This is a genomic window from Kitasatospora sp. NPDC054939, from assembly GCF_053610105.1.
In genome coordinates this window covers 1-21,851 of record NZ_JBSGXP010000145.1, presented here as the reverse complement: position 1 = coordinate 21,851, position 21,851 = coordinate 1, and the positions used below count along the sequence as shown (strand labels likewise).

Sequence of the window (21,851 nt, the reverse complement as noted above, 5' to 3'; positions counted from 1 at the left end):
GTCCCGATGCGCGACCACCGACACGTTCCGGTGCTCACGCGTCGTCAGGTCGTACCGGACACCGATCCCGGGCAACGGAGTCGATTTCAGCCGGGACGAGGGGTCGGCCGGTTGCGGCCGGCGGTCGTGGTTCGGTCGGTCCATGGAGTCTCCCGAGGTCGTCGGAGGGGCGGCAGGGGGAGTCGGAGCGGGGCCTCGGCAGGTGCCGCGGCAGGACGCGTCGTGCCCGGACGCGGTCAGGACTGCCCCGGCCGGGCGCGCTCGGCGCCCAGGGCCGCCAGGAAGTCGTCGGGCCGGTCGAGGCTGATCCGCAGTTCGCGCAGGCGCAGCGGGAGTCCCATCACCCGGCAGCGGGTGTCCGGGGCGGTCTCCAGCGCGACGATCCCGTGCGAGGAGCCGTTGACCAGCCAGTACCCGCCGAAACCGTGCACCCCCCACCCGAACACCGAGCGGCGGTCGGGCCCGGCCGACAGCACGGACCGGCGCGGTACGGCGGCGCGGAACGCCCACCCCATGCGGATCTCGACGGTCCCGGCGGTCAGGGTCACGGTGGAACGGCGCCGGGTGAGCCCGGTCGTCCAGGCGATCGGCACGAACCAGTTGTCGTAGCGGATGGCGAACACCGGCGCGTTCATGCTGCGGTTCCTCCTCGGTCGGACCGTCCCCGGGGCGGGCCGGTCACGGTGGTGCGGACGGGCGGCGCGGGCGCGCCGGCGGACGGGCGGACCGGCGGGCAGGCGGACGAACGGACGCCCGCGCCGTGTCCCGGCCCGGCACGGTGCGGCCCGCCGGACGCCGCACGCCGCACGCCGCACGCCGCACGCCGGTGACGAAACGTCGGACGCGGCCGATCGGACGCGGCCACTGCGGCCGCCAGGACTCCGGAACACCGCGACGCCAGGGGCGCCGGGACGGTGGGACGCCCGGACGGCGCGGCCGCGCGGCGGCCCGAACGGTTCGGATGCCGGGGCCGGCCACGGGAGCCACTGCCCCGCCGTTGCCCGTGCCCTTGCGCTCGATGATCATTCCATCCGCCGCGGGCCCCCCGCATTGCCAGGATCCGGCAGACTTCCGGCCCCCTCCGTTGCCCTGCACCGGCGCGGGCGGCATCCCCGGCGCACGGAAACCGCGACGAGGGTGCCCTACAGCGGGCGGTCGGGCCAGTCGAGCAGGCGGGCTCCGATCACGGCGGTCTGCAGGCTGTAGCGCTGCAGCGGGTTCGCCAGGTCGCAGCCGGTGAGGGTCTGGACCCGGGTCAGCCGGTAGGTCGTCGCCCGGACGCTGAGCGACAGCCGCCGGGCGGTTTCGGCGACCACGCAGCCGGAGTCGAAGTAGGCGGTCATGGTGTCGAGGAGCGGCCGGGCACCGCCCCGGGCCTGTTCCAGCGCGCCGAGGGTGCTGCGCACCAGGTCGACCAGGGCCTGCCGGTCGCGGGCGAGGACCGGGAAGACCAGGAGGTCGGCGGCGCGCAGGAGCGGGTCGTCGAGCCCCATCCGGGTGGCGACGTCCAGGGCGTTGAGCGCCTCCTCGTAGCTGTGGCCGATGCCGACGGCGCCCGGCCGGGGCCGGCCGACGGCGACCTGCCCGCCGTCAGTGGCGGCGTGGGCGTGTTCGGCGAAGTGCCGCAGGATGTCGTCCGCGTCGCCGGGGGCGATGCAGACCATCCGGCCGTCCTTGGTGGTGAACAGGATGCGGCGGTTCTCGAAGCGGCCGAACAGGGCGCTCTCGACCCGGCGCGGGACGGGATCGGTCTCGTCGTACTTGGCGGGGCCCTCGGCCACCGCCACCGCGTGGGAGCGGGAGAGCCGCAGGCCGAACCGCTCCGCGCGGGCGGAGAGCCGGCCCGGGTCGCCGCGCCCGTGCAGCAGGTCGTCGACGAACTCGCGGCGCGCCACCTCCTCCTGGCGGACGATCAGACGCTGGGCGTGCTCGTAGCCGCCGGCGAAGGCGTCGATCGCCTCCTCGATGGTGGCCAGGACGCTGTCCGGGGCGGTCCCGCCGGGCCAGCCGGCGCGGCCGGCCGCGAGGTGCTCGCGGATCAGCGGGCGCCAGCCGCGGCCCTCGGCTGCTGCTCTGGCTCCGAGTTCGCGCCGCTGCTGCAGTTCGGCGCGGGTGAGGCGGCGGCCGGTGGCGGAGGCGTCGGCGAGGAGCTGGAGGTAGCCGTCGAGGAAGTCCTGGGGAGTCTCGTGCACGGTCGGTTGTCCCTCCGGTTCGGTTCGGCGTCGGTGCGTCGGGATGTCGGGGCGTCGGGGCCTCGGGATGTCGGGGCGTCGGGGCCTCGGGATGTCGGCGGGCGCGGGCCGACGGCGTCGGGGACGGGGTTCGCGCGTGGCGCTCCGGGCAGCGGTGACGGCACCCCGCGGCGTCGGCGCGATCCGGTCGGCGGCGCGCGCCCGGTGGGGCCGCGGGGTGGGCGGAGGTGACGGGCGCGGGCGCAGCGGTCCGGACAGGGCGGTCCGGACGGGGCGGTCGTCGGCCCCGAAGACGCCTGACGCCCGGTCAGGCGCGGTCGGCGGCAGGGTCGGTATCGGGCACGCCGTCGCGCGCGGCGTTCTCGACGCGCGCCGTTCTGGGCAGCCGTACGGTCGGCCGGGGTGCGGCGTCGGCGGCTGGAACGGCTGTGGTGCGGATGTCCCGTCCCATGTCACGCCCCCCTCGTCCCGGCATCCGGGCCCGGTGCTCCCGGTACGCCCGAGGGGGCCTGACGCCCCGTCCGCTCGCACAGGAGAGCGATTCTCCGAGGCGGAACTTTACCGCACGGCCCCCGACCCGGACAGGACGCCCCCGAACGGCCCCGACCGGGAGCGGGCGGGAGCGGGCGGGAGCGAGCAGCCGTGAACGACGCCCGGCCCGCCCGACCGACGGCCCCGCGCACGCGCGCACCGGCACCGGGCGTACCGGGACGGCATGCAGGGCCCGCGAAGACTGCCGGATCACGGCAATGCGCCGCCCCGCACCCGGCTGCCATGATCCCCGAGCACCGGCTGGCCCGTGCGGACGTCCCCGACGGGGGTGGGGACGTCGACGGCGGAGCTGGGAGCGCCGCGTTCCGGGCGCCGGTGACGACACGTCGGACGACACCCCCGGTTGTGGGCGAACTGCCCTCGCACACCTGCACGGGGAGACAGACTGACACCTTGACATCTTCCCCACCCTGGAGGGACGGGGATTCCCCTCAGCCTCGCGGCTGAGACACCCCACGTGCGCGGGGTGCTGGGACGACTTCCTGCTTCACCGACGACTGCCCGCCCGGAGTGCTCCGTTGAGGTCCTACACCGTCTCCACAGGCTGTGACCGCCAGCCCGGCGGCCAGAATGTTGCGCGCTGCGTTGACGTCCCGATCGTGGGTCGTCCCGCAGCCGCAGCACGTCCACTCGCGGACGTCGAGCGGCATCCTGCCGTGCAGGGTGCCGCAGGCCGAGCACAGCTTGGACGAGGGGAACCACCGGTCCACGGTGATCACCTCGCGCCCGTACCAGCCGGCCTTGTACTCCAGCATCGACCGCAGCTCGCTCCAGCTCGCGTCCGCGACGGCGCGGGAGAGCTTGCGGTTCTTGAGCATGTTCCCCACGGCCAGGTCCTCGATCACGACCACTTGGTTTTCGCGGACGAGTCGAGTGGTGAGCTTGTGCAGGAAGTCCCTGCGCCGGTCGGCGATCCGGGCGTGCACCCGGCCGACCTTCAGCCAGGCCTTCGCCCGGTTCGAACCCTCGCCCCTGGCCTTGCGGGCGAGTTCGCGCTGGGCCTTGGCCAGGCGTTCGCGGTCCCTACGTTCGTGCCTGGGGTTGGTGATCTTCTCGCCGGTGGAGAGCGTCAACAGCGTGGTGATGCCCGCGTCGATGCCGACCGCGTGGTCGACCGGCGCGGGCATCGAGGGACGGTCCTCGCACAGCATCGAGACGAACCAGCGCCCCGCGCTGTCCTGCGACACGGTCACCGTGGACGGCACGGCCCCCTCCGGCAGGGTCCGGGACCACACGATGTCGAGTGGTTCGGCCATCTTCGCCAGCCTGAGCCGGCCGTCCCGGAACCGGAAGCCGCTGGTGGTGTACTCGGCGGACCTCCGGGACTTCTTCCTGGACTTGAACGTCGGGTACTTCGCCCGCTTCGCCCAGAAGTTCTTGAACGCCCCTTGCAGATGACGCAGCGTCTGCTGCAACGGGACGGAGGAGACCTCGGACAGATAGGCCAGATCCTGGGTCCTCTTCCACGCCGTGAGCAGCGCGGAGGTGGCGTTGTAGCCGACCCGCTCCCGGCGCAGCGTCCACGCCTCGGTGCGGGCCGCCAGCGCCAGGTTGTACACCTTGCGAACACACCCGAACGTGCGCGACAGCTCAGCCGCCTGCGCATCCGTCGGGTAGAAGCGGTACTTGAACGCCCGCTTCACCTGGTCCGTGGCCACACTCGCAAACCAGCGAGAGACCAGGTGGCGATCAAATCCGCACGTCATGCCACTGCGGTCCGCCTTGACGGCGAATCGCAGCCCCTCTCCCTGCTCCGCAGGAAGTCCCATTCCTCCCAGGCCCGAAGGCCGGGGTCTCCTTGGAGGTTCGGATGACCACCGCCCTGCCGCCGCAGCGCAGCACCGCGACCGCCGCACCCCGCCCGCCCGCGGAGGGGCCCCGGCACGAGCACGAGCACATGGTGGTCTTCGGCGACAACGCCCTGACCCACCGGCTCGCCGTGGAACTCGCCACCCTCTACGGACAGCGGGTCACCGTGGTCGTCCCCTCCACCGCCCGCGGCCACGGGCCGCAGCTCGCCGCCCTCGCCGCCGCCGACCCCCGGGTGCGGATCCTGGAGGCCGCCGAACCCGACGCCGCCGCACTCGCGGCCGTCGGCACCGCCCGGGCCGCGGCCCTCGCCCTGACCTCCGACAACGACCAGGCCAACATCCACGCCGCCCTGCGCGCCCGCCGGATCAACCCGCGGCTGCGGCTGGTCGTCCGGGTCTACAACCGCAGGCTCGGCGCCCGCGTCGAACAGCTCCTCGACCGGGCCGCGCTCGCCCGCACCCCCGGGGCGCCGTCCGCCGTCCAGGCGTCCACCACCGTGCTGTCCACCTCCGCGACCGCCGCCCCCGCCCTGGTCGCCGCCGCACTCTCCGGCCGCAGCCAGGTCGTCCCCGTCGACGGCCGGCTGCTGCGGGTCGCCGAACTCGCCCCCGGCGGGGAACTCCAGGGCCGCCTGCTCGGCGTCCTCGCCGCCCCCGCCGACCCCGACCCCGCCGACCAGCTGCTGCCCGACCCGGAGTCCGTACCGGAGCAGACCCCCCGGCTCGTCCTCGAACTGCTCGGCCGCGACCAGCCGCCCCGGCGCCGCCGCCGGCTCGCCGGACTGGCCGGCATGCCGCTCGGCACCGTCTTCCCGCCCCGGCTGCGCTGGGCCCTCGCCGCCCTGACCGTCCTCGTCACCGCGTTCGCCGCCGTCACCTGGGCCGTCACCGGGCTCTCCCCCCAGTACGCCGTCTGGCTCGCCCTGCTCGACGTCCTCGGCATCGCCGACCCCGCCGAGGACGCCGTCCGGGGCCGCAAGGTGCTCCAGGTCCTCTCCGCGATCAGCGGCATGCTGCTGATGCCCCTGCTGATCGCCGTCACCCTGGAGGCCCTCGGCACCTTCCGTGCCGCCTCCCTGCTGCGCCGGCCACCGCGCCGGCTGGCCGGCCACGTCGTGCTGATCGGCCTCGGCCGGGTCGGCAGCCGCGTCCTCGAACACCTCTGGGAACTCGACATCCCGGTCGTCTGCATCGACAGCGACCCGTCCGCGCTCGGCATCGCCCAGGCCCGCGCGTACGGCGTCCCGGTGGTCATCGGCGACGCCACCCAGGAGGGCGTCCTCCAGGAGGCCCGCATCCAGCGCGCCTCCGCCCTGCTCGCACTCACCAGCGACGACAGCAGCAACCTGGAGGCCACCCTGTACGCCCGCGAGTGCCGGCCCGGCATCCGCACCGTCCTGCGGCTCTTCGACGACGACTTCGCGCTCGACATCTACCGGGCCCTGCGCGACTCCTACCCCGGCGCCACCACCCGCAGCCGCAGCGTCTCCTTCCTCGCCGCCCCCTCCTTCGCCTCCGCGATGATGGGCCGGCAGGTCGTCGGCGCGATCGCTGTCGGCCGGCGCGTCCTGCTCGTCGCCGCCGTCGAGGTGGCCGGCAACCCGCACCTGACCGGCCGCACCGTCGCCGAGGCCCACCGCGCCGGAGCCTGGCGCATCCTCGCCGTCGACCTGGCCGACCCCGCCGAACGCGCCCCGCACCTCGCCCACTCCCACCCGGCGGCCTCCGAACTCCTCTGGGAACCCCCGGCCAACCGCATGCTCTCGGACGGCGACCTCGTCGTCCTCGCCGCCACCCGCGAGGGCCTCGCCACCCTCCTCCGCCCGGCCCCGGCCCCGGCCGACACGTCCGCCGAAGCCGCCACCACCGGCCCCCCGCACGCCTGACCGCTCCCGGCCACCGCCGCGGGGCGCCCACCTCCTACCGCCCCACATCCGGAGCCGCACCGCACCACGGACGCCGACCCCTCCCCCCACCACCGCCCACCGCCGCGCCGAGCGCCGACGCCCCCCATCGCCCCGCCTCACCCCACCCCGCGCACCGCCGCGCGCCGGAGGCGCCGAGGCGGGAGACTGCCGGTATGGGACAGCCTGAGGTTTCGGTGGCACGGGAGATGGCGGCGCCGGTGGAGCGCGTCTGGACGGCGATGACCGATCTGGGGTCGATGCCGCAGCGCCTCAGCGGGGTGGACGCGGTGGAGGTGCTCTCCTCGGGCCCGTTCGGCGTGGGGACCCGCTGGCGCGAGACCCGGCGGATGTTCGGCAAGTCGGCGACCGAGGAGATGTGGGTGACGGCGTGCGAGGTGCCGCAGCGCTACGTCGCCGAAGCGGACAACTCCGGCATGCACTACGTGTCCGAGTTCCGGCTGGTCGAGACGGCGCCGGGGCGGACCACCGTGACGATGATCTTCTCGGCCCGTCCGCAGCACGGCGGGAAGCCGCCCCTGCTGGCCCGGTTGATGGGCCGCCTCGGGACGAAGGCGGTGGCGAAGGCCATCGCGAAGGACCTCGCGGACGTCGCGGCCTCGGTGGAGCGCACCCCTGGCCGCTGACCGGTCACCGACCGGCCCCAGCCCGGCGGCCACAGCCCGCCGCCCGCCGCCCGCTCCGCCGGTTCTCAGCTCGCCGCGTCCTCGGCGCGGGTGTGGGCCACCAGGGCGTTCGCGTGGCCGTGGCCGAGCCCGTGCTCGGTCTTGAGCCAGGCGACGAGCTCCATGTGCTTGGTCAGCGGCGAGGACCGGATGAGGTCCTTCCATTCGGCGATCGGGCGGCCGTACTTCTTCTCGATCGAGGGGAAGTAGCTGGACGGGTCGGACGTGCCGGCCATACGGGGCTCCTCGGAGGTCGGTCGGCGGAGTGCCGAGCTCGGTACGGCTCCAGCCTGTCACCCATCCTGACCTGCATCAACGCACATTCCGTCAAAGGTCGTTCAGCCGAACTAAACGATCCTGCGGCCCCACCGACGCGCTCGCCCGCTACCGGGACAAGCGGGACTTCGACGGCCGGGTCCAGGCGTCGGGGTCCAGGCGTCTAGGTCCAGGCGGCGCGCAGTTCGTCGCGGTGGGCGGCCGTCCAGTCGGCGAAGGTCTGCAGGTCGGGGTCGAGGGCGCGGATCGCGTCGAGATCGCGGGCACCGACGAAGTGGTCCTCGCAGTCCGCGTAGTACTGGAACATGTTGCCCGCCTCGTCGGCCCCGTCGAAGCCCAGTGCGCGGTAGGCGTCCGGGGTCATCGGCAGGTACCGGACGGGTGTGCCGACCGTCTCGGTCAGGATCTCGGCCATCCGGCCGAGCGTCAGGTGCTCACCGGCGATGCTGACGGCGGCGCCGATCAGGTCGGTACCGCGGTCGAGGACGGCCATCGCGATCCGTCCGATGTCCTCGACGGCGATGCCCGCGAGCCGGCTGTTGCCCATCGGGAAGGTCAGCTGCAGGGCGCCGTCCTCGCCGCGCTGCGGGGCGAACATGGTCAGCAGGTTCTCCCAGTAGAAGGTGGCGCGCAGGAAGGTGGTCGGCACGCCCGCCTCCGGGAAGTACCGGTCGGCCTCCGCCTTCGCGTCGAAGTGCGGGACCTTGTACGAGCCCTGCAGGGTGGGCATCCGGTCGTCGTCGAGCGGGATGCAGGCGCGGGTGTCGTCCAGGGTCGACCACACGGCGTGCTGCACCCCGGCCTGCCCGGCGGCCCGGGCCAGGGCGGCGGCCTGGTCCTTCTCCCGCTGCGCGGACAGGTGCTCCCAGAAGTTGGTGACCAGGAACGCCCCGTACGCGTCCTCGAAGGCCGGGGCGAGGCTCGGTTCGTCGTCCATGTCGGCCCGGACGACCTCCGCGCCCAGCTCCGCCAGGGCCCGCGCGGGCTCGGAGTCGGGTCTGCGGGTGATCGCCCGCACCGTGAACCGCTCGTCGGGCCGGGCGAGCACCGCACGTGCCAGGGCGCCGCCCTGCTGTCCGGTCGCGCCGCACACCGCGATCACTCTGCTCCCGGTCATGGTCCCGCTCCGCTCTCCGGTCCGCTCTTTCCGCCGGCGCCGCGCGGGCCGCGCACCGGGCGGCGTTCCCCGGGCCGCGATCCCTGCGCCGGATCTCCGTTCCGGCTCCGGCCACGGCGCCTGCCCGGGTCCGCCGACGGGAAACGGCCGGTCCGGGCAGGGTTGGGGCGTCCTCGGCTCACGGCATGGGGACGGCCTCCAGGCACGGGTGCAACAGGGCCAGACCGCCCGGAGCAGTGAGGACTTCGGCGACCGCGCCGTCGATCTGCACGGAGAACAGCCCGGTGCCGTCCTCGAACACGGGCTCGCCCGCGGGTCCGATCCGGTCCGTCCGGTGCACGATGACGGTGCGCGCGCGGGCGTGCGTACCGGGCGCGCCGGGCGCACCGCCGGGTACGGCGACGGCGTAGCGCCGGAGGCGACGGGCGAGCCGCGCCGACGGGGCGGCAGCGGCGACGACCGGGGGCGGGCCCGGCTCACTCGCTCGCACTGGGCACCTCCAGCGGGTCCCGGGTGGCGCTCTCCTTGGCCTCGGCGAGGCGTTCACCGAGCTCCACCAGGCTCTTGCGCCCCATGGCCTTGCGGACCTCGGGGAACCAGTCCTTCTCCTCCTCCTCGACGTGGTGGCGCACGTTCTCCATCAGCACGGTCATCTTGGCGTCGAAGCGCTCGTCCTGCGGGTCCAGACCGGACAGTTCCGAGAGCATCCACACCACCACGTGGTGCTCCTCGACGCTCTCCAGCACGTGGTCGGCCGTCTCCGGCGCGGCCTTGCGCGCCGCCGGGTAGAACACCTCCTCCTCGATCACCGCGTGGGCGGTCAGCTCCTCGACCACCTTGTCGACGATCTCCTTCTTCTCCGCGTACGCGGTGTCCTCGGCCTTCTCGAACGCCTTGAACAGCTTCTCGACGGTCTTGTGGTCCTCCTTGAGGAGGACGATCGCTTCCATCAGGGACCTCCAGTGCTTCCCGCCGGCAGTGCTTCCCGTCGGTGGCGCGCGCCTTCCCCCGCCCGGGCTGCGGAAACGGCCGGCGGCGGGCCGGTGACCCGGTCGGTCCCGGGCTGCCGCGGCCGGAGTCCGCTCGGCCGGCGCACGCAGCGGCGGGCCGCCGCGCTTGCGGCTGCTCAGAGCTCGTCCTGCCCCGCCCCGTCGCCGTTCCCGTTCCCGTCGTCCCTGCCTGGCGCGTCCCCGTCCCCGTCCTCGTCCCCGCCTCCCGCACCGTCCCCGAACTCGGCCTGCCAGGCGCGGGCGCGAGCGTTGTGCCAGTCGACGCCGAGCTGCGCCTGCTGCTCCGAGAGGCCGCTCAGCGCGGCCACGATGCCGAGCGGCACGGGCTCGTCGTACCTGGCGAGAGCGCGGCAGACCTTGCCGGCCCACTGTTCCTCGGGCACGAACGGGCGCCTGCGGTACTGCTCCACCAGCACGGCCAGGTGCTCGACCGAGCAGGCCATGACGACCCGCTTGCCGTCCAGGTCCGGATCGCCGGCGTGCAGGGCGGAGGAATCGGCCACCAGGGCGCTGATCAACTCGTCGCCGGCGACGACCTCGCCGCACTCGTCGCACAGGTCGTACGCGTCCACGTCGCGGAAGCGGTCGTCGGCCGGGGGTCCGTAGTCCTCCATGCGTGCGCGCCTACCCCGTGCATCGGGGGCAAACCCGCGGTGGCGTCCGCGCGGGTTTGCCGGCGGGCCGGACGGACACACGCCGGAGCACCGGGACGCCCCGACCGGGCATTCCCGAGCCGGACACCGGACCGAGCCGGGCGGCCCGAACCCGAACGCGGCGGGCCGGACACCCCGGACCGTACGCCCCGAGCCGGACATCTCGCACCGGCGCGTCCGACACCCCTCGACGAACGAAAGGTGTGCGGCCCATGCACCGCAGCCCCATGCACCGCAGCTCCACGCACCGCAGTCCCATGCACCGCAGCAACGACCTCGCCGGACGCACCGCGCTGGTCACCGGCTCCTCGCGCGGCCTCGGCCTGCTGATCGCCGGTGAACTCGCCGACCGGGGCTGCCGGGTGATGCTCTGCGGCCGGGACCGGACCACCCTGGAGCGGGCCGTGCGGCAGCTGGCCGGTCGGCCGGGCGCGGTCGCCGGCACGCCCTGCGACCTGATGGACCCGCAGGCGCCGAACGACCTGCTCACGGCCGTCCGCCGACGCTTCGGCGCCGAGGTGGACCTGCTGGTGAACAACGCCGGACTGATCCAGGTCGGCCCGGTCGAGGCCATGCAGGAGGAGGACTTCCGGCGCGCCCACGAGCTGATGGCGATGGCACCGCTGCGGCTGGTCCAGGCGGTGCTGCCGTCGATGCGGGCCCGCGGCTCCGGCTCGATCGTCATGATCTCCTCGATCGGCGGCCGGGTCGCCGCACCCCACCTGCTGCCGTACGTGGCGGCCAAGTTCGCGCTCACCGGCCTCTCCGAGGGGCTGGCCGCCGAACTGTCGCAGCACGGCATCCGGGTCACCACGGTGCTGCCGGGGCTGATGCGCACCGGCTCGCCCACCGCCGCCGAGTTCACCGGCCAGCCCGGGCGCGAGTACGCGTGGTTCGCCCCGGCGGCCTCGCTGCCGCTGCTCTCCATGGACGCCGGACGGGCGGCCCGCCGCATCGTCCGGGCGGTCGAACGCGGCCGCCGCGAACTGGTCCTGACACCGCCCGCCAAGGCCGCCGTGCTGGCCCACGGGATCGCCCCCGCCACCACCGGCCGGGTGCTCGGGCTGGCCGCCCGGCTGCTGCCGGCTGCCGGGGGCGCGCCCGAGCACGGTGTGCCCGGGGCGGGCGCGGCGGCCAGGCACCGTCCGGGCGGCCCGGTCGACCGGCTGACCGCCCTCGGCCGCCGGGCCGGTCGGCGGCACAACGAACCGGCCCCGGCCACGGGCTCCCCCGCCCCGGACCGCCGGCAGCACTGACCCCCGCCGGCCTCGCCCGCCCCTGAGCCCTCGCCCGCCCCTGAGCCCCGAGCCCGCGCTCAGACCCGGGGCGCGGCCCCCGCACCCCGGCGGCCGGCACCGCCGGTCAGTGGCCCGCGAGTTCGCCGCTCAGGGTCCGGTGGATGCGCGCGCTGTGCGGGTTGAGGCCGACGATCGCCACGGTCTTGCCCCGCTGCGCGTACTTGGCGGTGACGGCGTCCAGGACGGCGACCGAGGAGGCGTCCCAGATGTGCGCGTGGGTCAGGTCGACGACCACCTCGGCCGGGTCGTTCGCGTAGTCGAACCGTTCGGCGAGCTCGTTGCTGGCGGCGAAGAACAGCGCGCCGGTCACGGTGTAGACGACCCGGCCGCCGTCCGGGTCGGTGACCGCGGTGACCGCCACCAGGTGGGCGACCCGCTTGGCGAACACCGCCATCGCGGAGATCGAGCCGATTACCACGCCGACCGCGAGGTTGTCGGTGGCGACGACGCAGACCACGGTGATCACCATGACCGCACTCTCCCCGGCCGGCAGCCGCTTCAGCGTCCGCGGGGCCACCGAGTGCCAGTCGAACTGCGCGAAGCAGACCGTCACCATCACGGCGATCAGCGCGGCCATCGGGATCTCCGACACGACCGGTCCGAGGGCCAGGCAGAGCACCAGCAGGAAGGCGCCCGCGAGGAAGGTCGACAGCCGGGTGCGGGCGCCGGACACCTTCACGTTGATCATGGTCTGCCCGATCATCGCGCAGCCGCCCATGCCACCGAAGAGCCCGGTGACGATGTTGGCCACCCCCTGGCCGACCGACTCCCGGGTCTTGTCGGAGCGGGTGTCGGTGAGGTCGTCGACGATCCGCGCCGTCATCAGCGACTCCATCAGCCCGACCAGCGCCATCGCCAGCGCGTACGGGGCGACCACGGCCAGCGCCTCCGGGGTGAACGGCACGTCCGGCAGGCCCGGCGCCGGTATCGAGGACAGCAGTTCGCCCTTGTCCCCGACGGTCGGCACCGCGATCCCGGCCCCGGCGGTGATCGCGGTCAGCACCGCCACCGACACCAGCGGCGCGGGCACCACCGCCGTCAGCCTCGGCAGCAGCACCATCAGCACCAGCCCGCCGCCCAGCAGCAGGTACGCCGGCCACGGCACGTGCGCCATCTCCGAGACCTGCGCCACGAAGACCAGGATCGCCAGCGCGTTCACGAAGCCGACCATCACCGAGCGCGGCACGAAGCGCAGCAGCTTCGCCACCCCCAGCAGCCCCAGCACGATCTGGAACACCCCGCCCAGGATCACCGCCGCCACCAGGTACCCGAAGCCGTGCTCCCGGTTCAGCGGCCCGACCACCAGCGCCACGGCCCCCGTAGCCGCCGAGATCATCGCCCGCCGCCCGCCGACCACCGCGATCACCACCGCCATGGTCACGGACGAGAACAGCCCGATCCTCGGATCCACCCCGGCGATCACCGAGAACGCGATCGCCTCGGGGATCAGTGCCAGCGCGACCACCAGGCCGCCCAGGATCTCGGTGCGCCAGACCCGCGGATCCCGCACCCAGTCGGGCCGGATTCCGCGCAGGCGCGCAACAGCGGTGAGTGGGGCAGTCTGCAAGACGGTCGGACCTGTCGTGCTCGGGAACGGGGGGGAACGCGCAGCCCGCCACAGCCCCGCGCACCACCCGGAGCCCCTCGACGGCGAGGAAACACCAGCGGTCCGCCACGCAGCCGAAAACTCTACCTCCCCGTCCCCTGCCCCGCCGCCGCCCGGGGCGGGGTCGACCGGGTCGCGGCGCGGCCCCGGCCGGCGGCAGGGGGGTGGGCTGCCGTCGGCCGGGGGGTTCGGGGTGGGGGCGGGTCAGGGGGTGGGCGGGGTCCAGTCGGCGGGGAGGCCGGACTGGGTGAGGACGGCGGCGAGGCTGTAGTGGTCCTGGTCGGCGGTGATGCGGCCGCGGGCGTCGAGGTCGAGGCGGGTGGTCATCGGCACGGCGAAGGGCTCGGGTGCGCCCTTGAGGTGGCCGGCGTAGGTGGTCTCCACGGTGATCCGGGTGCCCGTGCGGTGGGTGGCGCGGACGGTGACGTGGACGCCGTCGATGAGCCGGTCGGCGCGGGCCTTCCAGCCGGAGATCTCCTGCCGGCCGTGGAAGGTGAGGCCGACGGCGAGGTCGGTGTAGGTGCCGTCGGCGGTGAACAGGGCGCCGAGCGCCCGGGGGTCGCTGCCGTTCCAGGCGCAGGCCCAGGCGGCGATGGTCGCGGCCGGGCGGCGGGCGGCGTCCCGGTCGGCGGGGGCCGCGGAGGCGGGTGCGGCGGTGAGGGTGGCGGCGGCGGCCAGGGTGGCGAGGGCGGCCGCGGCGCGCGGGAGGCGGGACATCGTCGGGTTCCTTCGGGGTACGGGTTGGTGGGCGGGTGGGCGCTGGGAGGCGGGTCAGCGGGGGTCGGTGCCGGGGATCCAGGAGCCGTGGAGTCCGGCGCCCACCCGGTGGGGCAGGTGGACGACGGCGACGTGGTCGAGGCCGGACGCGTCGAGGACCAGCAGCTGGGAGGCGTCCTGCTTGAGGTCGGAGACGACGGTGAGCAGGTAGCCGTCGTCCTCGCCGGTTGCTCCGGCGGCGGGGACGAAGACGGCCTCGCTCGGCATCCGGGCGTCGCCGACCCGGCGGATCCGGCGGGCGCCGGTGACCCGGTCGTACTTGACGACGCCGTAGCCGCCGTGGCCCTGCTCGTCGGGGAAGGAGACGGCGTACTGGTAGCGGTTCTCGGCGCCGAGGTACGCCTCGTTGAGGGTGGGGAACTCCACCGGCAGGTCGTCGATGATCTGCTCGTCGACGCTGCCGGACACCAGGTCGACCACCCAGCGGCGGGTGTAGGAGCGGGCGACGGGCTCGCTGCCGCGGCCGGGGGCGCCGATCCACCAGTTCCAGGAGAGCCGGAAGCCCTCGCGGTCCACGGTGGGGCCCTCCAGGACGATGCGGCCCTGCCCGTCCTCGTAGGCGTTGGCGACGTGCAGCATGTTGCCGGGCTCGATGGAGAACCAGCGGATGCCGCGGTCCCCGTCGGCCCCGCGCGGCATGATCCCGATGCGGGCGGGCTGCCGGTCGCTCCAGCCGTAGGGGATGCCGGAGTGGTCGGTGGGGTCGAGGGCGACGTTGCCCTCGATGAAGACCACGTGGCCGCGGGTGATGGCGAAGTCGTGCTTGAGCGCGCCGGTCGCTCCGGGCACCTCGGCGCTCCGGAGGATCGTGCCCTTGGCGTCGGCGACGTGGTACGTCAGGAACGGCGGCACGGGCGAGGACCCGAAGAAGTGCAGTTCGCCCGTCGCCGGGTCCTCCTTGGGGTGGGCGGTCATCGCGGTGCGCAGCGTGCCGCCGAAGTCGTACGGGCCGACGGTGTCGAGTTCGGGGGTGAGCTCGTACGGCAGGTTGGCCTCGCACAGGGCGAGCAGGCGGCCGGCGTGCTCGATGACGTGGGTGCCAGCGGCGCTGGCGGTGAGGTCGGGGCCGTGCTCGGTCAGGTAGGGGGCGCCGTCGAGGGCGGGGGTCCGGACCCAGCGGTTGCGGTACCACTCGGCGCGGCCCTGGTTCAGCCGGATGCCGTGGACCATGCCGCTGCCCTTGAACCAGTGGGTGGGCGTGATGCCGGGCTTGGGGTTGTGGCCGTTGCGGATCAGGCGGCCGGTCAGCTCGGGCGGCAGGGTGCCCTCGACGGTGAGGCCGGTGGCGGTGAGCTCGTCGGCGACGGGGGTGAAGTGGCCGGTCAGGTACGGGGGCTTGGCGGTGCTCATGGCGGGTTTCCTTTCGGTGCTGTCAGAAGTCGGGGATGGGGGGCGGTCGTGGGTCGCGGGGCCCAGGTCGGCCGCGGGTCGGGGTCGGGCTACGGTGCCGGCGGCGCCCCGGCCGCGGGGGTCGCGGGCTCCCGGCCGGCGGCGCGGCGGGTGAGCAGCAGCGCGAGGAGTGCGGTGGCGGTCAGGACCGCGGCCGAGACGGCGAAGGCGGCCCGGTAGCCGGCGGTGAGGGCCTCCAGGTGGGGCGCGTCGGCGGCCCTGCGGGCGGTGACGGAGCCGGCGAGGGTGGTGAGCGCGGCGAGGCCGACCGCGCCGCCGACCTGGCGGGTGGTGTTGACGAGTCCCCCGGCGACTCCGGAGTCCTGGGGCGGGACGCCGTCCACGGCGAGGGCGGTGAGTTGGACGAAGGCGACGCCGAGGCCCAGGCCGACCAGGATGCTCGGGCCGAGGATGTCGACGGGGTAGCTGCCGTCGGCCCTGATGCCTGCCAGCCAGAGCAGGCCGGCGGCCTCGGTGAGCAGGGCGGCGACCACGGTGGTGGTCGGGCCGAACCGCCGGGCGAGCCGGGGTGCCAGGGTGGCGCCGAGCATATTGGCTGCGGCGAGCGGGAGTTGGCCCGCTCCGGTGGCCAAGGGGCCGGAGCCGAGGACCTGTTGCTGGTAGAGCGGGAGGAAGAAGAACAGGGCGATCCACACGGACCCGAGCAGGGCCATCAGCAGGTTGCCGGTGGCGACCCGGCCGGTGGTGAGCAGCCGGGGCGGGACCAGCGCGTTCGGTCGGCGGAGTTCGATCGCGGCGAACGCGGCGAGGAGGACGGCGGCCGCGCCCAGGGCGCCGAGGACCCCGGCGTCGCTCCAGCCGGTGCCGCGGGCGGTGGTCAGGCCCCAGACCAGACAGGTCAGGGCGAGGGTGACGGTGGTGGTGCCGAGCAGGTCGAACCGGCCGCCCGTACCCGCGGCCGCGGTCCTCGGTCCGGGTGCGGGTACCAGGACGGCGACCGCGGCCAGTACCAGCGCCGACCCGAGGGCGACCGCATGGAAGATCCAGGGCCAGCCCCAGGCCTGGGTGAGCAGCCCGCCCAGCAGGACGCCGCCGGCGCCGCCCGCGCCGGAGACGGCGCCCCACACGCCGAGAGCCTTGCCGCGCCCGGGGCCGGTGGAGAACTGTGCCATCGCCAGGGCGAGCGCGGCCGGGGCGATGGCCGCGGCGGCGAGGCCCTGGACGGACCGGGCGGCGATCAGCGCGGCCGGGTCGGTGGCCAGGCCCGCCGCCAGCGAGGACGCGGCGAACAGGGCGAGTCCGGCGAGCAGGACCCGGCGGCGGCCGAGCAGGTCGGCCGCCCGGCCGCCGGCCGGCAGCAGCGCCCCGAACGCCAGACCGTAGGCGTTGACCACCCAGGTGATCGCGCCGTCGGAGAGGCCGACGCCGGCCCGGATCTGCGGCAGTGCCACGTTGACGATCGAGGTGGCGAGCATGACGGTGAACTGGGCCGCGGCGAGCGCGGCGAGCGCCGCCCCGGGTGAAGCGGTCCGGGCGGCCGGGGCGGACCGGGTGGGTACGGGGCCGTCGCGGCCCGCTCCCGGCTCCCCGGCCGGCTCCGTCTGCGTGCGTGCAACGTTCATGCCGCACAGACTCCGCCGGGTCGCTGTCCACCTGCCAGACCGGACGGGCGCGGGCCCTGTCCACTGCTGTCCGCACCTGTCCACCCGTCAGCGGCCGTCTGCGCACTCGTCGACGACCGGTCACCGGCCCTGCGCCCAGCCGCCACCGACCCGGCGCCCGCCCGGCCGTCCACCCGCCACCGGACCGAGCGACGGACGCCGGCGACGGGACCAGCTCAGCGGCCGCCGTGCAGCTCCTGCTGCCAGAGCGCCGCGCAGAGCAGGTCCAGGCCCTGGCGCAGGTGGCGCCGGTAGGTGCCGTACGGCAGTCCCAGCCGGCGGGCGGCGGCCTCCTGGGTGGGCGCGCCGGAGAAGTGGCCCGCCGCGAGGGCATCGCGGGCGCGTACGCCGCGCGGATCGGCGGCGAGGTCGTCCACGGCCCGGCGCAGCAGGGCGCGCAGCTCGCCCACGGGGTCGTCGAGGTCCGCGGCCAGCCGGGTGCGCAGCAGGGCGCAGGCGGCGAACGCGGCGGGGTCGCGCCAGTGCGTCAGCGCCTCGCGCACGGAGTGGTCGAAGGCGGTGCGCGAGCTGCCGGCGGGCCCGGCCTGGACGGGCACGGGGGTGGCCGACATGAAGTGGCGCAGCCAGGTCTCGACGGGCACCCGGCGCCAGTCGACGCCGAACACGCCGTAGGTGTGGGCGCCGACCCGCGGTCGGGCGCCGGTGTCGACGAGGGTGCCGCCGACGCGTGCGGCCCAGGTCTCGGCGTCCTGCCAGACGGCGAAGCCGTAGGCGCGGCCGCGGGCCCGGGCGGATTCGGCCTGGGCGCGGGAGCTGCTCAGGTCGATGACCCGCGAGGGCACCTGGTACCGCTCGGGGTAGACGGTGAAGCGGCTGATGCCGATGTGTTCGCCGGGCCGTACCGGATCGGTGGCGTCGGTGTACTCCCAGGCGGCCCGGACGACGGGGTCGGTGGCGAGGTCCTCGGGGTCGGCGGGGGCGGGCAGGGCGAGGCGGGCGGTGAACGCCACGATCCGGCCGGTGCCGACCAGGCGGTAGACGCTGAAGGCCTGCGGCTGGCGCTGCGCCCAGTAGCGGACCAGTTCGGCGGAGGCCGGGCCCTCGGTCTCCGCGGCCATCCGCAGGACGGCGTCGAGGTCGGCGGGGTCGAGCGGCCGGTCGTGGACCTCGTCCTCGCGGGACCAGGTGCGCAGGCGGGCGATGAGTTCGTGCTCCCGGAAGAGGTGGAAGAGTTCGTCGGTGACCGTCCAGACCCGTTCCTCGGGGGCCTCGCGCAGCAGGCGCAGGTACTCCTCGGCGAGCCGGTGGCGCATCGTCACGAAGGCGTTGGGGGCGCGCCAGCGCAGGTCGGCGGCCAGGGTCTCGCGGGCGGCGTCGTGCGGGTGGAGGCCGCGGTGGGTGGGCTCCATGAAGGGCAGGTCGCGGAGCCAGGCGAAGAGCAGGTGGGCGTCCTCCTCGGGCAGGACGGCGGCGAGCAGTTCCTCGGACGTCGAGTAGGCCTGGGCGGCCACCTCCAGGGCGCGGCGGTGGGCGGGTGTCGGCACCTCGCCGATCAGGCCCGACAGCAGGGTGCGCAGGACGTCGGCGGAGGGGGCCCAGACGCCCTCCCGGGTCCAGTCGGCCTCCCTGGCGGCGGCGGCGAGGGACAGGGCCAGGGGGTTGCCGCCGGCGAAGCGCAGGACCCGCTCGCGCAGTTGGGGCAGCACCTGTGCCGTGGCCAGCAGGGTCCTGGCCTGGTCCTCGGAGAACGGTTCCAGCTCGCGGACGTCCAGCAGGCCGGCCCAGGCGGGGTCGGCGCTCCACTGGGGCTGCGGGGCGAGCCGGCCCGCCAGGACCACCAGGGTGTGCTCGGCGGCGCGGGGCAGGAAGCGCTGCCACAGCCAGTTCTCCAGCCACTGGCAGTGCTCGAAGGAGTCGACGAACAGGATCGTGCCGGGCGTGTCCAGCAGGGGCGCGGCGGTCCGCTCGAAGTCGGCCGGGTCCCGGCTCACGAAGCGGCCGTCCAGTTCCAGCGGGGTCCGCCCGGCCGCCCGGGCGCCGTCCGCTAGGCGGCGCAGCAGTGTCGACTTGCCGATGCCGCCCGGCCCGAACACGTAGAACGCGAACGGCGCCTCGGGGTCACCGGCCAACGCCCGGGCGAAGCACCCGAGTTCCTCGTCCCGGCCGACGAAGGCCTGGACCCGTGCACTGCGCAGTCGCTCACCGACGGACGCCATGGGGCTTCCCTCCTCGTGTGTGCGGCACCGGGCGCGCCCGGGTGTGCGGCCCGGCGCGTCCGGTGCCGGGTATCCGGTGCCAGGTGTCAGTGGACGGACGGCAGGTCGCGGTCCTCGTCGTTGCCGTCGACCAGGAGGGTGGTCTCCTCGACGCACTGGAAGCGCCCGTCCGGGGCGAGTCGGGCGAAGAGGTACACCTCGGTGCGGGAGGTGCGGCCGTTGTGCTGGGTGATGGTGACGGTGTGGCGGTCGGCGTAGCGCAGGCCGTCGCGCAGTTCGTCGTGGACCTCGACGCTTCCGCTGCGGACCAGGGTGCGCAGGCGGGTCATGTGCCGGACGAAGCCCGCGCGGTCGCTCCACACGCCGTTGGTGCGCTGGCGGTAGTCGGGGGCGAAGTGCCGGTCGACGGCCTCGTCGAGGTCGGGGACCGGGTCGAACAGCAGGTCGTCGAGGGCTCGTGCGATGTCGGTCGGGGTCATCCTGGTCCTCTCCCGGAGGGGCGGTGGGGTCGTGCCGCGGTGGGCGTGGTGGCGGTCAGCGGCCGCCGGGGCCGGTGCCGTCCGGGACGGGCGTGAACTCCAGCGGCAGCTCGGCGGGGCCGCGGGTGTACAGGCCGGTTTCCCGGTACCGGGAGCCGGGGCTGTGGCGGACCTGGTCGAGCAGCGGCAGCAGCAGCGCCGCCACGGTCTCGATCTCGGCGCGGGCGAAGGCCGCACCGACGCACTGGTGGAGCCCGGTGCCGAAGGCCAGGTGCTGGGCGGCGGCGGTGAAGGACCGGGCGGTGCCCAGGTCCTGGCGGTGCAGGTCGAAGGTGTCCGGCGCCGCGAACGCCTCCGGGTCGCGGTTGGCCGCGCCGATCATGCAGAAGACGGTGGCGCCCGCCGGGACGACGGTGCCCGCGAACTCGGCGTCCTGCTCCGCCCGGCGGGGCACGAGTTGGACGGGCGGGGTGTACCGCAGGGTCTCGGCGATGGCGGCGGGCAGCAGGCCCGGGTCGCGGCGGACGTCCGCGAGCTGCCCGGGGTGGTCGATCAGGTGCTTGAACAGCAGGCCGAGAGTCTTGTCGGCGGGTTCGACGGCGGCCACCAGGATGTTGACGATCAGCGCGGTGACCTCGCGGGTGGTCATCGCGACGCCGTCGTGCTCGGCCGTGCAGAGCGTCGATATCAGGTCCCGGCCGGGCCGTCGGCGGCGCTCCTCGACGACCGGCGCGAGGTACGCCTCCAACTGGAGGGCGAGGTCCAGGCAGGCCCGGCGGCGCTCCTCGGTCAGGGCGATGGTGGTGATGAACTCGCCGACTCCGGCGAGCCGTTCGGCGACCTCGGACCAGTCGTCCCGGTCCAGTCCGAGCACGTCCAGCGCGACCCGGACGGCGAAGGGCCGGCCGAAGTCGTTGACGAGGTCCAGCCGTCCGCGGGGCAGGAAGGGGGCGAGCAGTTCGGCGGCGTTGACCCGGATCGCCCGCACCTGCTCCTCCAGCGCCGAGCCGGTGAACCCCCGAACGACGATCTTCCGTTTGGCGGTGTGCTCGGCCCCGGTCATCTGCGCCAGCACCGGCCCGCCCATCACCGGCTCCGCCCGCACCTGCAGCATCGCGGTGCTGAACGCCTCGTGGTCGGTCAGCACCCGCCGCACGTCCCGGTGCCGGGAGAGGAACCAGCTGTCGACCGCCGGCTCGTAGTGCACCGGCGACTGCTCCCGCAGCCGGCCGAAGTGCCGGTAGGGATCGGCGGCGAACTCCTCGGACAGAACGCTGAATCGGGGATCGACCATGGGGCGGGGCGGGCCTCTCGGGAGAACCCGGCGGATCAGGGGGCGCCGGGATGACAGCCGGGGTGACGGAATGGCGGTGACGGGATCGCGGTGACGGTGAACGGCTCCGAGCGGGGCGGGGCCGGGTGCGCTGCCCGGCGCTCAGGCCGGCGGCAGCTGGGGCCGGGTCCTCCGCCGACCGGGGCCGGGATCCGCCGGGGGAAGGGGAGTTCGGCCGACCGGCGGGACGCACCGGACCCTGCTCGCACCCCTGCGGCGGAGGCGGCCGCTCGCGACCCGGCGCATCGTGCCCGAACGGTGGCGCGCCGGGTTGCGCGCCGTGACCGGTCGGGCAACTCGCACTCTGCGCACCGTTGTTCGGTTCCTCCGTCGAGGCAGCCGATGCCGCCCACCGCCAGGGGTGGACGCACGCCGAACCGTCCGCGGCAATTGTCGTGGGCACTATAGCCCGACGCCCCAACGGCCCCGCCGCGTCCGGCCCTTGGCCCAACCAACCAGCCCGGGACAAGTGATCGAAACGTGCGCGAGCGCGACAGGGCCTGTGCGTTCCGAGGTTCGGCGCACCCGCCGCCCGAGCGACACACGGGCGCGCCCATCTGATGAAACGTCAAACCAGGCAGCGTCAAAGCTGCGACAGAGAAGCCCAGTTGCCGACCGGCTTATGAGCCATGCGTCGGCATCCGCACCCCCGGCGCCGCCGCGGACGCCGCCCGCCCCTCCCCGGCCGACCGGTTCCCCGCTCCTCGCCCAAGCGTTGGCCAAGGCTCCCTCACCGCGGTCAGCGTTGGCGGCCGCGGGCCTTGAGGGGTGTGGCGGGGAGCTCCGGGGCGTTCAGGCGGGGGCCGTCGTAGCCGTGGACCTGGCCGAAGCGCGTGCCCGTCTCCCAGTCGGTGCGGGCCTGGGCGATCTCCTGGCCGGTGCGGCCGATGAAGTTCCACCACATGACGAGTTTCTCGTCGAAGGGGGTGCCGCCGAGGAGGAGGAGGGTGGCGTCGGTGCGGGCGTGGA

The 21,851-nt window shown here is 74.8% G+C and carries 20 protein-coding genes; 3 read left to right on the top strand and 17 right to left on the bottom strand.

Annotation, left to right across the window (positions count from 1 at the left end):
• Positions 1-236 precede the first annotated feature (236 nt).
• The 4 genes from ACWGB8_RS30925 to ACWGB8_RS30910 all read right to left on the bottom strand — a co-directional run bounded on the left by ACWGB8_RS30925 (position 237) and on the right by ACWGB8_RS30910 (position 4,402).
• Positions 237-635: a hypothetical protein gene (locus tag ACWGB8_RS30925; RefSeq protein WP_452216919.1), complete on the bottom strand. Its 399-nt coding sequence runs from the start codon at positions 633-635 to the stop codon at positions 237-239.
• 507 nt (positions 636-1,142) lie between these two features.
• On the bottom strand, positions 1,143-2,192 hold the full coding sequence (locus ACWGB8_RS30920; RefSeq protein WP_452216918.1) for a PucR family transcriptional regulator: 1,050 nt from the start codon (positions 2,190-2,192) through the stop codon (positions 1,143-1,145).
• Between the two features lie 307 nt (positions 2,193-2,499).
• Positions 2,500-2,643, bottom strand: a complete 144-nt coding sequence (locus tag ACWGB8_RS30915; RefSeq protein WP_452216917.1) for a hypothetical protein — start codon at positions 2,641-2,643, stop codon at positions 2,500-2,502.
• Positions 2,644-3,175: 532 nt separating this feature from the next.
• Entirely contained in the window at positions 3,176-4,402 is a 1,227-nt protein-coding gene (locus ACWGB8_RS30910; protein ID WP_452216916.1) for an RNA-guided endonuclease InsQ/TnpB family protein, read from the bottom strand.
• A 152-nt stretch (positions 4,403-4,554) separates the two neighbouring features.
• Here ACWGB8_RS30910 and ACWGB8_RS30905 point away from each other — a divergent pair, with 152 nt between their 5' ends.
• Positions 4,555-6,441 (top strand): potassium channel family protein, encoded by a 1,887-nt coding sequence (locus tag ACWGB8_RS30905; RefSeq protein ID WP_452216915.1) that lies wholly within the window; start codon positions 4,555-4,557, stop codon positions 6,439-6,441.
• A gap of 194 nt (positions 6,442-6,635) precedes the next feature.
• Positions 6,636-7,106 carry an SRPBCC family protein gene (locus ACWGB8_RS30900; protein ID WP_452216914.1) on the top strand — a complete coding sequence of 157 codons (471 nt, stop codon included), beginning with the start codon at positions 6,636-6,638 and terminating at the stop codon, positions 7,104-7,106.
• Between the two features lie 65 nt (positions 7,107-7,171).
• On the opposite strand, the gene ACWGB8_RS30895 is transcribed toward ACWGB8_RS30900, so the two are convergent.
• From ACWGB8_RS30895 to ACWGB8_RS30875, 5 genes are all read right to left on the bottom strand, one after another.
• On the bottom strand, positions 7,172-7,381 hold the full coding sequence (locus tag ACWGB8_RS30895) for a DUF4287 domain-containing protein (RefSeq protein WP_452216913.1): 210 nt from the start codon (positions 7,379-7,381) through the stop codon (positions 7,172-7,174).
• Between the two features lie 203 nt (positions 7,382-7,584).
• Positions 7,585-8,538, bottom strand: a complete 954-nt coding sequence (locus tag ACWGB8_RS30890) for an NmrA/HSCARG family protein (protein WP_452216912.1) — start codon at positions 8,536-8,538, stop codon at positions 7,585-7,587.
• A gap of 178 nt (positions 8,539-8,716) precedes the next feature.
• The gene (locus ACWGB8_RS30885; RefSeq protein WP_452216911.1) at positions 8,717-9,028 is read right to left on the bottom strand and encodes a DUF6296 family protein; all 312 of its coding nucleotides are present in this window, start codon (positions 9,026-9,028) and stop codon (positions 8,717-8,719) included.
• Entirely contained in the window at positions 9,015-9,488 is a 474-nt protein-coding gene (locus tag ACWGB8_RS30880) for a hemerythrin domain-containing protein (protein ID WP_452216910.1), read from the bottom strand. The genes ACWGB8_RS30885 and ACWGB8_RS30880 overlap by 14 nt, the downstream gene beginning before the upstream one ends.
• 176 nt (positions 9,489-9,664) lie before the next feature.
• A complete protein-coding gene (locus ACWGB8_RS30875) occupies positions 9,665-10,162 on the bottom strand; it encodes a hypothetical protein (RefSeq protein ID WP_452216909.1) in 498 nt (165 codons plus the stop codon).
• 251 nt (positions 10,163-10,413) lie between these two features.
• Between ACWGB8_RS30875 and ACWGB8_RS30870 the strand changes: the two genes are divergently transcribed.
• Entirely contained in the window at positions 10,414-11,457 is a 1,044-nt protein-coding gene (locus ACWGB8_RS30870; RefSeq protein WP_452216908.1) for an SDR family NAD(P)-dependent oxidoreductase, read from the top strand.
• A 106-nt stretch (positions 11,458-11,563) separates the two neighbouring features.
• On the opposite strand, the gene ACWGB8_RS30865 is transcribed toward ACWGB8_RS30870, so the two are convergent.
• From ACWGB8_RS30865 to ACWGB8_RS30830, 8 genes are all read right to left on the bottom strand, one after another.
• Positions 11,564-13,066 carry a SulP family inorganic anion transporter gene (locus tag ACWGB8_RS30865; protein WP_452216907.1) on the bottom strand — a complete coding sequence of 501 codons (1,503 nt, stop codon included), beginning with the start codon at positions 13,064-13,066 and terminating at the stop codon, positions 11,564-11,566.
• A gap of 243 nt (positions 13,067-13,309) precedes the next feature.
• Positions 13,310-13,822, bottom strand: coding sequence for a nuclear transport factor 2 family protein (locus ACWGB8_RS30860; protein ID WP_452216906.1), 513 nt, complete (start codon positions 13,820-13,822; stop codon positions 13,310-13,312).
• A gap of 54 nt (positions 13,823-13,876) precedes the next feature.
• On the bottom strand, positions 13,877-15,232 hold the full coding sequence (locus tag ACWGB8_RS30855) for a carotenoid oxygenase family protein (protein ID WP_452216905.1): 1,356 nt from the start codon (positions 15,230-15,232) through the stop codon (positions 13,877-13,879).
• Positions 15,233-15,321: 89 nt separating this feature from the next.
• Entirely contained in the window at positions 15,322-16,854 is a 1,533-nt protein-coding gene (locus ACWGB8_RS30850; protein WP_452216904.1) for an MFS transporter, read from the bottom strand.
• A 215-nt stretch (positions 16,855-17,069) separates the two neighbouring features.
• Positions 17,070-19,070, bottom strand: a complete 2,001-nt coding sequence (locus ACWGB8_RS30845; protein ID WP_452216903.1) for an ATP-binding protein — start codon at positions 19,068-19,070, stop codon at positions 17,070-17,072.
• Positions 19,071-19,156: 86 nt separating this feature from the next.
• The gene (locus ACWGB8_RS30840) at positions 19,157-19,549 is read right to left on the bottom strand and encodes a nuclear transport factor 2 family protein (RefSeq protein ID WP_452216902.1); all 393 of its coding nucleotides are present in this window, start codon (positions 19,547-19,549) and stop codon (positions 19,157-19,159) included.
• 55 nt (positions 19,550-19,604) lie between these two features.
• Entirely contained in the window at positions 19,605-20,843 is a 1,239-nt protein-coding gene (locus ACWGB8_RS30835) for a cytochrome P450 (protein WP_452216901.1), read from the bottom strand.
• 778 nt (positions 20,844-21,621) lie between these two features.
• Positions 21,622-21,851 (bottom strand): pirin-like C-terminal cupin domain-containing protein (locus ACWGB8_RS30830; protein ID WP_452216900.1); only part of this gene is annotated, 230 nt, incomplete at its 5' end.

Excerpts from the sequence above, each read along its gene's own strand:
- ACWGB8_RS30925 (WP_452216919.1), bottom strand. The coding sequence starts at position 635 with ATGAACGCGCCGGTGTTCGCCATCCGCTACGACAACTGGTTCGTGCCG.
- ACWGB8_RS30915 (WP_452216917.1), bottom strand. The coding sequence starts at position 2,643 with ATGGGACGGGACATCCGCACCACAGCCGTTCCAGCCGCCGACGCCGCA.
- ACWGB8_RS30905 (WP_452216915.1), top strand. The coding sequence starts at position 4,555 with ATGACCACCGCCCTGCCGCCGCAGCGCAGCACCGCGACCGCCGCACCC.
- ACWGB8_RS30900 (WP_452216914.1), top strand. The coding sequence starts at position 6,636 with ATGGGACAGCCTGAGGTTTCGGTGGCACGGGAGATGGCGGCGCCGGTG.
- ACWGB8_RS30895 (WP_452216913.1), bottom strand. The coding sequence starts at position 7,381 with ATGGCCGGCACGTCCGACCCGTCCAGCTACTTCCCCTCGATCGAGAAG.
- ACWGB8_RS30890 (WP_452216912.1), bottom strand. The coding sequence starts at position 8,538 with ATGACCGGGAGCAGAGTGATCGCGGTGTGCGGCGCGACCGGACAGCAG.
- ACWGB8_RS30880 (WP_452216910.1), bottom strand. The coding sequence starts at position 9,488 with ATGGAAGCGATCGTCCTCCTCAAGGAGGACCACAAGACCGTCGAGAAG.
- ACWGB8_RS30875 (WP_452216909.1), bottom strand. The coding sequence starts at position 10,162 with ATGGAGGACTACGGACCCCCGGCCGACGACCGCTTCCGCGACGTGGAC.
- ACWGB8_RS30870 (WP_452216908.1), top strand. The coding sequence starts at position 10,414 with ATGCACCGCAGCCCCATGCACCGCAGCTCCACGCACCGCAGTCCCATG.
- ACWGB8_RS30860 (WP_452216906.1), bottom strand. The coding sequence starts at position 13,822 with ATGTCCCGCCTCCCGCGCGCCGCGGCCGCCCTCGCCACCCTGGCCGCC.
- ACWGB8_RS30855 (WP_452216905.1), bottom strand. The coding sequence starts at position 15,232 with ATGAGCACCGCCAAGCCCCCGTACCTGACCGGCCACTTCACCCCCGTC.
- ACWGB8_RS30850 (WP_452216904.1), bottom strand. The coding sequence starts at position 16,854 with ATGAACGTTGCACGCACGCAGACGGAGCCGGCCGGGGAGCCGGGAGCG.
- ACWGB8_RS30845 (WP_452216903.1), bottom strand. The coding sequence starts at position 19,070 with ATGGCGTCCGTCGGTGAGCGACTGCGCAGTGCACGGGTCCAGGCCTTC.
- ACWGB8_RS30840 (WP_452216902.1), bottom strand. The coding sequence starts at position 19,549 with ATGACCCCGACCGACATCGCACGAGCCCTCGACGACCTGCTGTTCGAC.
- ACWGB8_RS30835 (WP_452216901.1), bottom strand. The coding sequence starts at position 20,843 with ATGGTCGATCCCCGATTCAGCGTTCTGTCCGAGGAGTTCGCCGCCGAT.